The sequence below is a fragment of the Blautia sp. Marseille-P2398 genome (assembly GCF_964240315.1).
Classification (GTDB): Bacteria; Bacillota; Clostridia; order Lachnospirales; family Lachnospiraceae; genus Blautia_A; species Blautia_A wexlerae.
On sequence record NZ_CAXSTD010000019.1, the window covers coordinates 30023 to 43331 of the forward strand.

10 protein-coding genes are annotated in these 13309 nt (G+C 41.8%); 9 read left to right on the forward strand and 1 reads right to left on the reverse strand.

The window, feature by feature from the left end; genetic code table 11:
• The first annotated feature begins 70 nt into the window (after positions 1-70).
• From ACESZG_RS17045 to ACESZG_RS17060, 4 genes are all read left to right on the forward strand, one after another.
• Complete coding sequence (locus ACESZG_RS17045) at positions 71-1606, forward strand: ABC transporter ATP-binding protein (protein ID WP_347048898.1); 1536 nt, start codon at positions 71-73, stop codon at positions 1604-1606.
• Positions 1603-2682: an ABC transporter permease gene (locus ACESZG_RS17050; RefSeq protein WP_008707921.1), complete on the forward strand. Its 1080-nt coding sequence runs from the start codon at positions 1603-1605 to the stop codon at positions 2680-2682. The genes ACESZG_RS17045 and ACESZG_RS17050 overlap by 4 nt, the downstream gene beginning before the upstream one ends.
• A 12-nt stretch (positions 2683-2694) precedes the next feature.
• Entirely contained in the window at positions 2695-3675 is a 981-nt protein-coding gene (locus ACESZG_RS17055; RefSeq protein ID WP_008707922.1) for an ABC transporter permease, read from the forward strand.
• A gap of 100 nt (positions 3676-3775) precedes the next feature.
• Positions 3776-3976, forward strand: coding sequence for a DUF1858 domain-containing protein (locus tag ACESZG_RS17060; protein ID WP_008707923.1), 201 nt, complete (start codon positions 3776-3778; stop codon positions 3974-3976).
• 181 nt (positions 3977-4157) lie between these two features.
• Here the strand turns inward: ACESZG_RS17060 and ACESZG_RS17065 are convergent, their stop codons facing one another.
• A complete protein-coding gene (locus ACESZG_RS17065; RefSeq protein WP_055054059.1) occupies positions 4158-4904 on the reverse strand; it encodes an adaptor protein MecA in 747 nt (248 codons plus the stop codon).
• A 697-nt stretch (positions 4905-5601) separates the two neighbouring features.
• On the opposite strand from ACESZG_RS17065, the gene ACESZG_RS17070 reads away from it, so the two are divergent.
• The 5 genes from ACESZG_RS17070 to ACESZG_RS17090 all read left to right on the forward strand — a co-directional run bounded on the left by ACESZG_RS17070 (position 5602) and on the right by ACESZG_RS17090 (position 13138).
• The gene (locus ACESZG_RS17070) at positions 5602-5802 is read left to right on the forward strand and encodes a hypothetical protein (RefSeq protein WP_008707925.1); all 201 of its coding nucleotides are present in this window, start codon (positions 5602-5604) and stop codon (positions 5800-5802) included.
• A gap of 311 nt (positions 5803-6113) precedes the next feature.
• Complete coding sequence (locus ACESZG_RS17075; RefSeq protein ID WP_008707927.1) at positions 6114-7763, forward strand: glycosyl hydrolase family 18 protein; 1650 nt, start codon at positions 6114-6116, stop codon at positions 7761-7763.
• Positions 7764-7927: 164 nt separating this feature from the next.
• Positions 7928-8623, forward strand: a complete 696-nt coding sequence (locus tag ACESZG_RS17080; RefSeq protein WP_020993441.1) for an N-acetylmuramoyl-L-alanine amidase — start codon at positions 7928-7930, stop codon at positions 8621-8623.
• Between the two features lie 125 nt (positions 8624-8748).
• Positions 8749-10761 carry a hypothetical protein gene (locus tag ACESZG_RS17085; RefSeq protein ID WP_020993440.1) on the forward strand — a complete coding sequence of 671 codons (2013 nt, stop codon included), beginning with the start codon at positions 8749-8751 and terminating at the stop codon, positions 10759-10761.
• A 139-nt stretch (positions 10762-10900) separates the two neighbouring features.
• Positions 10901-13138, forward strand: a complete 2238-nt coding sequence (locus tag ACESZG_RS17090; protein ID WP_373218804.1) for a DUF2298 domain-containing protein — start codon at positions 10901-10903, stop codon at positions 13136-13138.
• Positions 13139-13309: the final 171 nt, after the last annotated feature.

Genomic DNA, 13309 nt, shown 5'->3' on the forward strand with positions numbered 1-13309 from the left:
ATATCGGCAGTCAAAGAGACAGGACTTTTACTGTAGATTGGATATCATTAGATAAAAGGAGGAAACGATAGTGGGAGAAAACTATGCACTTGAACTTAGAGATATTTCCAAGAGTTTTGGTTCGGTCCAGGCGAATGATCATGTAGATCTCACACTGAGAAAATCGGAGATTCTTGCAATTCTGGGGGAAAACGGAAGCGGAAAGACAACTCTGATGAATATGATCTATGGAATTTATTATCCGGATGAAGGACATATTTTTGTAAATGGAAAAGAAGTAACGATCCGTTCACCGAAAGATTCCTATGAACTGGGAATCGGTATGGTACATCAGCATTTTAAACTGGTAGATGTACTGACAGCAGCAGAGAATATTGTTCTGGGACTTCCGGGAAAGGGAAAGCTGGACATGAAGAAGATCACAGAGGATATTCAGAAGCTGGCAGATAAATATGGCTTTGAATTGGATCTGTCACAGAAGATCTACGAAATGTCCGTTTCCCAGAAGCAGACAGTTGAGATCATAAAGATGCTCTACCGCGGCGCGAGGATTCTGATCCTGGATGAGCCGACCGCAGTTCTGACACCACAGGAGTCTGACCGGTTATTCGATATTTTGAGAAATATGAGAAAAGATGGATGTTCCATTATGATCATCACGCACAAACTCCAGGAAGTTCTGGCGTTATCAGATCGTGTGGCAATCCTCAGAAAAGGAAAGTATATTGATACAGTAGAAACAGCTCAGGCAAATGCACAGAGTCTGTCAGAGATGATGGTAGGCGGCAGAGTAGATCTCAATATCGACCGTCCTGAACCGGAGAATGTAAGGAAACGATTAGTAGTCAAAGGTCTGAACTGTAAAAACAAAGAAGAGGTAAAAACTCTGGATGATGTTGATCTGACAGTAAATGCAGGAGAGATTCTGGGTATTGCCGGCATTTCCGGAAGCGGCCAGAAAGAATTTCTGGAGGCAATTGCAGGACTCCAGGCAATAGAGAGCGGTTCGATCACCCTGTTTGATGACAATGGAAAAGGAACAGAGCTTGCAGGAATGGATTCTATCTCCATTAATAAAGCAGGGATCAGCCTTGCTTTTGTTCCGGAAGACCGTATTGGTATGGGGCTTGTGGGCGATATGGATATGACCGATAATATGATGCTCAGAAGCTATCGCAATGGCAAAAGTCCATTCCTGGATCGAAAAGGTCCAAAGGCACTGGCGTTAAAAATCAAAGAACAGCTTGAAGTCATGACTCCAAGTATTTCTGCACCTGTCCGTCAGATGTCAGGAGGAAATGTGCAGAAGGTTCTGGTAGGAAGAGAAATTGCCCAGAATCCGAAAGTGCTTCTGGTAGCTTTCCCAACTCGAGGGGTGGATGTCAATACTTCCCATGTGATTTACCGCCTTCTGAATGAACAGAAGAAAAAAGGGGTTGCAGTAGTCTGTGTTATTGAGGATCTTGATGTAGTTCTTGAACTGTGTGACAGGATTGCAGTGTTCTGCGGAGGTAAAATCAGCGGAATTGAGGATGGAAGAACTGCAACGAAAGAAGGAATCGGGATTCTTATGACGAAGCATGAAAAAGGAGGGACACAGGCATGAAGAAAGAACCTTTCTTACAGGTAAGTAAAAGAAGAAACAAAGCCAGATGGCAGGAACGTCTTCTGATCCGTTTCATTGCATTGATCCTTGCACTGATCGTGTGCGGAGCGGTGATCGTTGCTCTGGTAAAGATGAATCCGGTGGATGTCTATAAGGCAATCTGGGATGGAGCAATGGGTTCGGATCGCCGTCTGTGGCAGACCATACGAGATACAATGGTACTGCTGTGTATTTCCATTGGTCTGGCACCTGCATTTAAAATGAAATTCTGGAACATCGGTGCAGAAGGTCAGATCCTGATCGGTGGTGCCTGCTCTGCTGCCGTCATGATCTATGCAGGAGATAAGATGCCTACAGGGTTACTCCTGATCGTAATGTTTGTGGCAAGTGCACTTGGCGGAATGATCTGGGGAATGATCCCGGCTGTATTTAAAGCAAACTGGAATACAAATGAGACACTGTTTACTCTGATGTTGAATTATGTTGCCATGCAGGTAGTAACTTATTGTATTGTATTCTGGGAAAATCCGAAAGGTTCTAATACAGTCGGTATCATCAATCAGGCTACAAAAGGCGGATGGCTTCCGGAATTGTTCGGACAGAAATATGGCTGGAATGTAGTCATTGTCCTGATTCTGACAGTGGGAATGTTTATTTATCTGAAATACTGTAAGCAGGGCTATGAGATCGCAGTAGTAGGTGAGAGCGAGAATACTGCCAGATATGCCGGTATCCAGGTGAAAAAGGTTATTATCCGTACAATGGCAATCTCCGGTGCAATCTGTGGTATCGCAGGTTTTGTTATTGTCAGCGGAGCCAGCCATACGATTTCCACTGCAACAGCAGGCGGTCGTGGATTTACTGCAATCATTGTCGCATGGCTTTCCAAGTTTAATACATTTATTATGGTTGCAGTTTCCTTTGGCATCGTATTTATGAACCAGGGTGCCGTACAGATCGCAACACAGTATGGACTGAATGAGAATGCTTCCAATGTTCTTCTGGGAATCATTCTGTTTTTCCTGATCGGTGCAGAATTCTTTATCAACTACAGAGTAAAGCGTGCAAAGAAATAGGAGGTAGCGGCAATGAGTGTACTGATAGTTTTTATTCAAAAAGCAATTGTCCAGGGCATCTGTATTCTGTATGGGGCGCTTGGTGAGATTATGACAGAGAAATCCGGTAATCTGAATCTTGGTATTCCGGGAATTATGTATATGGGCGGCATTTCAGGTTTGATGGGAGCTTTCCTCTATGAGAAGGATAATCCTGATCCCAATGCACTTGTGGGTGTACTGATATCGTTTTTGTGTGCATTTGCATGTGCTGCAATCGGTGGTCTGATCTACAGTATCCTGACTATCACACTTCGTGTAAATCAGAATGTAACAGGTCTTGCACTTACCATTTTTGGTACAGGTTTTGGTAACTTCTTTGGCGGTTCTATTTCCAAGCTTGCAGGCGGTGTAGGACAGATTTCCGTAAAAGTAACAGGAAGTGCCTATACGGCAAAAATCCCGGGATTGTCTAAGATTCCGGTTATCGGAGGTATTTTATTTAATTATGGTTTCCTTACATATCTCTGTATTATTATAGCAGTCCTGTTATCGTTTTTTCTGTTCAAGACAAGAGCGGGATTGAATCTCAGGGCAATCGGTGAAAATCCGGGAACTGCAGATGCAGCAGGTATCAATGTTATCAAATATAAGTATCTGTCAACCTGTATCGGTGCAGGTCTGGCAGGTCTGGGCGGACTCTATTTCGTAATGGAATATTCAGGAGGAACCTGGACAGACAATGGTTTTGGAGATCGTGGCTGGCTTGCTGTTGCACTGGTAATCTTTGCATTATGGAAACCACTGAATGCAATCTGGGGAGCATTCCTGTTCGGAGCTCTTTATATTCTGTATCTTTATATCCCGGGACTTGGACGAAGCATGCAGGAAGTATTTAAAGCACTGCCTTATGTGGTAACGATTATCGTACTGGTATTCACAAGCTTCCGAAAGAAAAAGGAACACCAGCCGCCTGCTGCGCTGGGACTTCCGTATTTCAGGGAGGAACGATAAAATTAAAAGTTTGCAGTTGATTCCAGAGTAAAATAGTATTATAATATCAGAAGCTATAAAAGCTGAGTAGTATGAAGAAAAATTAAGGAGGAAATATACAATGGCTAAAGTATCAAAAGATATGCTGATCGGTCAGCTTCTTCAGATTGATGCAAATATCGCACCGATTCTTATGAGAGCAGGAATGCATTGCCTTGGATGCCCATCTTCCCAGATGGAATCTCTCGAAGAGGCAGCTATGGTTCATGGACTGGATGTTGATGTACTGGTTAACCAGATCAATGATTTTCTTGGAGAATAATCTTCCTGAAAGGTAATCATATGACGGACTATGACAATTGTTGAATTGTCATAGACTGACATGTAAAAAGGATGTTCTGAATAAGTTCAGGACATCCTTTTTTGAGAAATCTGTAATTTACTATGGTATAAGAAAAGAGCTTTCAGATGAAAACTGAATGCTCTTTTAATTATGAAAATTATTACAGCTGAATCAGCTGCTGAAGGGCAGAATCGGAAATCAGTTCTCCATGTTCTGTCAGATAAGCTTCTCCTGAAAGAGAGAAAGCCTTTCCCTGTCCATATTCCGTAAGAATATTACATACCCTGTTAAAATCCTCCGGAGAAAGTGATGACTGGTGAAGTACCAGTTTGTAAAGCTCATCGGCCGGATCTTTGTACAGGGTGTTTGCACCGGTAAAATAGCCGTTCAATCCATGGGCGGCCGCAATCACATCGTCCAGTGTGTCGAACTCATAGAGACGGATAAGATTTACATCAGGAACCTGAGTATCGTCATTTTCCTTTGCTCCGGTATTCTGAGCAGATTTGCCATCTTTTGTCTGAGTACTCTTCATCTTTGCTTCGTAAAGCTTCTGGAAGATATCAATAATATTGTCTGCACCGTCAAGCTGAAGAGTATCTGTCTTATCATTCCCTCTGAATGGAGCAAATTTGGAGAAACGGGTATCCAGTTCTTCAGGATCCTCTACTTTGGTAATGATCAGGATGATGCTCTCGGTACTCACCGGGATGGCCTCGATCATTAATGGAATATTATCTGCCTCAAAACCAAACTGTATCTGTGCCTGCTGCATCATATCGCGGAAAAGTTTCTTGGCTTTCTCAGTGCCGTAAGCCAGTTCACTGATACGGATCTGATGGTTCTCCAGGTCTTCTCTTGTCAGTGTGCAGCGTATCTGGTTGTCGTTGATCTTTTCTATCTTCATGTTGTCACATCCTATTCTGAATAACATTGAATTATCTGGCAGCTTCATAATTGCCTGTGAAAATCCATTAAAAGTGTTTCTGATAATGAAAATTTAACTTTTGAAAGCTGCGGACAATTACGGATAAATTAAAAGTTACTATTGTTTTTTTGAACAGCAATTTTAAAGGATTGCCATAGATGCGCTGCCTTTGGAAAATTGCTGCAAGTAACTTCAAAAATTCTATTGTCTGACTGTGAATTTATAAAATTTTATACACTATATTATATAACACAGAACTGCAAAATGTAAAGATAAGTAATCAACCAAAATATTAAATTTTTAGAAACAAAACAGAAAAAAATACATAAATGAAGAAAAACACTTGCATCTGTTTACCAGATGGATATAATGAAAACAGAAGAAGCAGTAAACCTGCGGTTCACATAAGCGAAGATCTGAAACATTAACCAAAGTGATCTTTTATTTCTAAACTTCATTGCCGTTTTTCATGCAGCGTTCCTGCTGTGGCAATGTACAGGTAAAATTTCCATGATGATAAGAAGTTGAAACGTTACTGTTCACTCCGTTCACAGTAACGATAAAACAGGTGCAGGGATATTGCTTTTTCAACAGCCGATAAGGTGCTTTCTAAAAAATCTTATGAAAGAAGGGAGGTAAGCTTACGGAAAATATATCACGGGCAACCAAAAAGAGCATGCGTAAACCACTGGAAAAAGAATTGAAGAGTTATCGTGAACAGGGAATTTCTCTGTATCTGAATGGTATACTCAGTAATCCGAAAACAATTGCAAAAGCCTGTCAGATTGCAGAAGGTGGTGGATACATGCGTGATTACGTTGAAGATGAAAAAGGACGGATCGCTCGTGTGGATTTTGATTTCGTCAAAGAAAAATAACAAAAGAGAAAGCTGCCCGAACAGATTCTGAATCAGTCCCCCCGATGTTCATAATGCCTTCGGGCAGCATAAGAATATAATTACGCATATCTTAAAAATTTGTGAAAAATACGATTTTGCAATACAATTGTAATATTTTATGGTATACTTAAGCCAGTATCATCAAGTTACCGATACAGTTGATAATACTGGTACATCATACTCAAAATAACTATATGAAATACCTTTCTGTGAGCTGATGTATCAATAGCGATCGTGTTACAGTCTGCTTTGTTTCCGGTAACACAATATTTACTGAAAGGAAAAATACTATGAATAAAAAGTATAAACCAGTTATCGCAGTTGCCGTTTTGGTCATTCTTGTTGCGATTCTTGGAATTGTCACTCATGTAGTAATGAAGTACATACCATCTTCTGAGAAAATGGATCTGAATGAATATTATGGAGAAATGGCAGATGGGGAGATTGCCCTGGTCATTGGAACTGAGAAAATGGAAGAACGTGGTCTGGTGGACGGAGACAGAGTCTATTTACCACTGGATGTGGTGAATACTTATCTGAACCAGAGATATTACTGGGATTCTGCCAATCAGCAGATACTTTATGCAACACCTTCGGAGCTGACTTCTGCGAGTGCATCATCTGAGGCAGGAGATAAGGTATGGGTGAAAGATGATAAAGTGTATCTGAATCTTACTTATGTGCAGGAATTTACAGATCTTGATGCATACATCACAAAAGATCCATACAGGATTGCCATACAGTATAAATTCAAAAATGTAAAAACAGTCACAGTTAAGAAGAATACAAGCATACGTTACCGCGGAGGAATTAAATCGGCTATTCTTACTTCTGTAAAGAAAGGTACAAAGCTTCGTCTTATCGAAGAAATGGAGAACTGGGATCAGGTAGCTACGGATGACGGATATATCGGTTATATAGATAAGAAGAAAGTGGGAGAAGCAGAGAAGACAAAATTTGAACGAAGCTTTAAGAGGGAACAGTACTCCTATCTTACTATGGACAGCAAGGTTAATATGGTGTGGCATCAGGTGACTTCCACAGATGCCAATGCTTATTTTGCGGATGCGACAGCAAATATGACAGGTGTGAATGTGATCTCGCCTACCTGGTTCTATCTGACAGATACTTCAGGAAACATTGCAAGCATTGCGAGTGCAGATTATGTATCACAGGCTCATGAAAAGGGGCTCCAGGTATGGGGACTGATCGACAACTTTACACAGGAAGTAAGTACAACGGAAACACTTTCCAGCACTGCGGCGAGACAGAATATTATCAGTCAGCTGATCCAGGCAGCCCAAGATGTGGGAATGGATGGCATCAATGTGGATTTTGAATCTCTCAGCGAGGATGTGGGAACTCATTTTCTGGAATTTCTGAGAGAACTTTCCATAGAGTGTCATAAGAATAATCTGGTTCTTTCAGTGGATAACCCGGTTCCTGAGGATTTCACAAGCCATTATGACCGGGCTGAGCAGGGAAGGGTTGTAGATTATGTGATCATCATGGGATATGACGAGCATTATGTAGGATCTGAAGCCGGTTCTGTGGCATCTCTTCCATGGGTGGAACAGGGAATCCAGGATACACTGGATGAGGTTCCGGCTGAACGTGTGATCAATGCCATTCCGTTTTATACCAGACTGTGGAGGACCACAGGGGGAAATGTAACCAGTGAAGCAATCGGTATGGATCAGGCGCAGCAGACAATTGCAGATAATAATGTGGAAACCTACTGGGATAAGACCACTTCCCAGAATTATGGAAAATATGATATAGATAATTCTACCTATCAGATCTGGCTTGAGGATGCTCAGTCAGTTGCAGAGAAAGTGAAGCTGGTATCCAAATATGACCTTGCAGGAGTTTCTGCATGGAAGCTTGGATTTGAAAACAACGTAATCTGGCAGGTAATCTCGGACAATCTGAATAATTAAAAGTTCTGCATCAGCAGGCTATAAAAACATCTTCTGAAACATATATTAATATAGAATTTTATGAAATACTGATTGCATTATTTTATGGAATTGCTATAGCCAGTCTACAGGAACAGTGAATTTTCCCGTAGACTGTAAAAGATGTCTCAGGAGGTGTTTTTAGTTTGAAAAAATATGGACTGGAATTAATGTTAGGGTGTCTGCTTCTTGTCAGTTTTCTCATTCTGTCAAAACAGGCAGCTGAAGTTTCAGAGACTATGAGTTCAACAGAAAATTCAAAAATCATTCTGGTAGATGCAGGACATGGTGGAGCGGATCCGGGAATGATCGGAGTGAACGGACTGGAAGAAAAGGGGATAAATCTTCAGATTGCCGTAAAATTAAAGGATTCTCTGGAAAAACAAGGATTTTCTGTAATCATGACAAGGGAAGAAGATAAGGGCCTTTATGAGGAGGACAGCAGAAATCAGAAAGCACAGGATATGCAGTGCAGGATTGCTATGATAAAGAAATACAGACCTGTGCTGTGCATAAGTGTTCATCAGAACAGCTATCAGGATTCGTCTGTATGCGGTCCCCAGGTGTTTTATTATGAAGATTCTGTCCGGGGAAAGAATCTGGCAGAGTTTATCCAGGAAGAACTGAATCTGGGACTGAAAGTAAAACGCCCTCGTGTGGCAAAAGGTAATAAAACCTATTATCTGTTAAAAAGAAGTGAAAGTGTTTTGAATATTGTAGAGTGTGGTTTTCTTACAAATCCGGAAGAGGCCGGACTTCTCTGCAAAGAAGAATATCAGAATAAAATAGTGGAAGCTATAGTGAAAGGGATTGAACAATATCTGAAGCAACAAAAAATTTAAAATGTTTAATTTATGTGAACTTGCTTTTAATAAGTAGGGATTTTTGCTATACTGATACTTGTTTGATAAAATCCCCCGGGAGGATAGGAATATCTGCATGGCGGGGAAATGTACAGGGAGAAATTATGCTTGGAATTATTTATCTGCTTCTGGCAGGAATGCTGGGCTGTGAAGCATCGAAAATGCTGACAGGAGAGGGAAGGAGTGTGTCAGGTATTAATCGTATCTGGCTCATGCTTCCGGCTTCTTTTGGAGTCGGAACACTTTTACTGACCTGGATGGTATATATTATTTCCTGGTTTTTCAGTGTTGTGGGAAAAGCTGAAAATCCACTTTTGTATGGAAATATTATCGGGATGACAGGTGCAGCAGTTATTATGATACTGCTCAGCGTACAGAAATACAGAAAACAGGGAAGTTACAGGATATGGAATATTGATAAAACACAGGATAAGCGCAGATTAAAAAAGGAAATATTACTCTTTGGTCTGCTGACTGTATTTATTACATATATGATGTTTTATGTATTCTATATAAAAGACGGAATCCTGTATTCCGGCCTGACTGTGTATGGAGATTATGCACCACATACGGCGATGATGCGTTCTTTTTCTGCAGGAAATAATTTTCCCACACAGTATCCTCATTATGGAGGTGCAGATGTAAAGTATCATTTTATGTTTCAGTTTCTCACAGGAAATCTGGAATATCTTGGAATGCGTATAGACTTTGCCTATAATATCGTAAGTACCTTGTCGCTTGTGGGATTTCTTATGCTGTTATATCAGCTTGCACTTAGGATCACAGGCAAAATGTGCTGCGGTGTACTGGCATTGTTTCTGTTCTTTTTCAGAAGCGGAATGGCTTTTTTCAGATTTGTATGGGAGCATATCCAGGCAGGGAATCTTGTGGAAACCCTGGAAGAAAATACTTCCTTTATCGGATATACTGTCAATGAGAACTGGGGATTGTGGAACTTTAATGTTTATCTTAATCAGAGGCATCTGGCATTTGGACTTCTGATGGCGACTTTGGCGCTATATCTGTTTATGGACTGGCTGGAAGCCGGGACGGCACATGAAGAGAAGGGAATACTCTGGATAAAAAACAGAATCTTTTCGAAGGAAGGATGGAAAAGCAGAAATCTGGATCAGGCACTGCTTATGGGAATGTTTCTGGGTCTGTGTGCGTTCTGGAATGGGGCAGCAGTGATCGGTGGTCTGCTGATTTTGTGCGGCTTTGCGATTTTCTCGGATGGAAAAGTGGATTACGCTGTCATGGCGGGGGTATCCATCTTCTTTTCCTGGCTTCAGTCAAAGATTTTTATTGTTGGAAGTGCTATGAGTCCTCAGATTTATCTGGGATTTCTGGCAGAGGATAAGACTGTCCCGGGAGTTGTGAAATATCTGTTCTGGATGAGTGGAGTTTTTTTCCTTGGGCTGGTACTAATGGTATGGTTTATGAGAAGACGGGAGAGAGCAATCCTTGTGAGTTTCCTGTTTCCGGTGATTTTTGCTTTTGTGCTTCTGATGACACCGGATATTAATGTAAACCATAAATATATCATGATATCATATGCGTTTCTGACGATTTTCTGGGCATGGGCAGTATGCAGTCTTTGGAAAGGGAGAAATGGGCAGTCCGGGATACAGAAAACTATGGGAAAGATACTGGCAATAGTATTGGTGATATCTCTGAGTGTGACCGGGATTTATGACTTTGTGGTGATCATAAAGGGAAATGGTCCGGGCAGACGTGTGACTGTAAATATGAACAGCGAGCTGACCCAATGGCTGGAGGAGAATCTGGAGAAAAACGATCTTTTACTTACTCCTGAGTACAGCATGAATGAAGTGACGATGTCCGGAGCTATGCTTTACTGTGGATGGCCATATTACGCATGGTCTGCAGGCTATGATACGAATTACAGGGCTGCACAGGCTGTAACGATATATACCACATCTGACAGTGAAACATTGAAAAAAACAGTACAACAGGAAAAAATAACATATATCCTGTTTGAAGAAGGTTCGGAATTTGAACAGCAGGAATGTCGTGAGGAGACAATTGCTGCAGCATATGAAAAGGTTTATGAGACTCAGGATGGACGGATACGGATCTATAAAACAACAGAATAATCCTCAAATGCATTATTACGGGGATTACTCCGAATTTATGATTATGAGCCGGGTGATCACAGATTTACAGAGATAAGAGAGAATGTGTAAGATTATAGTAACCACAATAATTTTATAAATGATTAAGGAGGACGTACGGATGAAGAAATGGGCACCGAGAGTGCTTCTTGCAGCAGCTCTTGCAGGGCTGTCTGCATTCCTGTTAAAGGGAGATGTATGGACATTCTGGACCTGGTGGCTGTTGGCATTTCTGATGGGAATGGTTGCCATGCCTGTGACAGGGAGACTGTTTGCCGGACTTGAGGACAAAGGCTGGATGTTTTCAAAAGTGCTGGCGATCACAGTGACGGGGTTTCTTACGTGGTTTCTGGTAACTGCGAAGATACTGCCATTTACTGCAGCGACATGTATCGGTGTGTCTGTTGTATGTGCTGTTGGCTGTGGGGTCTTATATCATTTTCAGGGAAAAAATGGAATTGACTGCTTTCCGTCCGGAAAGGTAAATCTGATTTACGGAGAGGAAATTCTGTTCTTTGTATTTTTCCTGATGTGGACTTATTTCGCAGGATTCCGCCCGCAGGCGTACGGAACTGAGAAATTTATGGATTATGGTTTCATGGAAGCCATGATGAGAAGTACGACACTTCCTGCACGAGATCTGTGGTATTCAGAAGGTACGATCAATTATTATTATGGCGGACAGTATTTTGCAGTATTTCTGACGAAGCTGACTGGCAGTAAAGTAGAACTCACTTACAATCTGATGCGTACTTTTGTGGCTGCATTTGCGTTTGTGCTTCCGTTTTCACTGGTTCACCAGATGTCTGTGGACAGGCTTAAAGGAAGCCTGACAGGAAAGAAACGTTGTGTGCCGGCAGTGGCCGGGATCATAGCAGGACTTTCTGTATCAATTGCGGGAAATATGCATTATGTGGTTTACAGTAAGATCATTCCATGGCTCCAGAAGCTGCAGGGAAGAGAAGCGGACAGCTACTGGTTCCCGGATGCGACCCGTTATATTGGATACAATCCGGATGTGCCGGACAAGACGATCCATGAATTTCCATGTTATTCCTTTGTGCTGGGAGATCTCCATGCCCATGTGGTAAATGTAATGTTTGTGCTGTTTCTGGTGGGACTTCTTTATGCGTGGATGAGAAGTGTCCGGATGAGAGAAGCTGTGATTATGAAACCTGGACGAAAAGAGTTCTGGAAGAAGCAACTCCTGATTCCGCATATCCTGCTGGCAGCAGTGATGGTCGGTATGTTTCGGTTTACGAATTACTGGGATTTTATTATTTATTTCGTGGTGACCGGCGGAGTGGTGTTGTTTACCAATATTGTTCAGTTTGATGGTAAGGTGAAGAGGATTCTGGCAGTGACTGCGGTTCAGGCAGTGGAGATCATTGTGATCTCATACGTTGTTTCTCTGCCGTTTACTTTGCAGTTTGACAGCATGTTTAAAGGTGTGGGAATTGCGCAGAATCATTCTATGATCCATCAGCTGCTGATTTTGTGGGGACTGCCTGTGGTTCTGACAGTTCTGCTGATTATCTGTATTATCTGGGAGAAGCTTCGTGGTGGTGCGAACAGAAGTCTGTATAAACTGATGAAAGCAATCTCTGTGCCGGATCTGTTTGCGATTGTCATGGGACTCTGTGCGATCGGGTTGATCGTGATTCCGGAGTTGGTTTATGTAAGAGATATTTATGAAAATGGGAACGCCAGGGCGAATACCATGTTTAAGCTGACTTATCAGGCGTATATGCTGTTTGGGATGACTATGGGATATGGTATTTTCCGTATGCTGGTGGCTGCACGTAAGAAAGTGTTTAAGGTTGTGTCAGTGATCGGCCTGGTATTGCTTTGCTGGACCTTTGGTTATTTTGGAAACAGTGTGTATGCGTGGTTTGGAAAGATATGGGAGCCTTCTGAATATAAAGGATTGAATGCGACATCTTTCCTGTCAAATGATTTCACAGAGGATGTGGCTGGTATTAAATGGCTGAAGAAGAATGTGAAAGGGTCACCGGTTGTGCTTGAGGCGAACGGGGACAGCTATAGTGGTTATGAGCGTGTTTCTGCTATGACAGGGCTTCCGACTGTGCTGGGATGGTATGTGCATGAGTGGCTGTGGAGAGATGATACTGCGGACTTGAATGAGAAGAGCGCGGATATTGAGAGTATTTATACTTCTTCGGATGAGGAGTATGTGAAGGAGCTGCTGGAAGAGTATGATGTTTCTTATATTTTTGTCGGATCGAAGGAACGGGAGAAATATGGGGATGCACTGAATGAAGAGGTGCTGAACTCGCTTGGAGAAGTTGTGTTCCAGGATGAGGTGTATAGTACTTATATTCTTAAGATTAATAAGTAAGAGAGTGAAAAATGGCGGCAGTTTGTGTCGCCATTTTTTGTTTGGGTCAAAAAGGGACGCGTAAAAAAATATTTTTTTACGCTGGTTATTGATTGGAATGGTTTTGGGGAAATAATTATCAGGTGGAAAAGAGGGAAAAAGTAAAATTTACAGATATGGATTACGATTGTA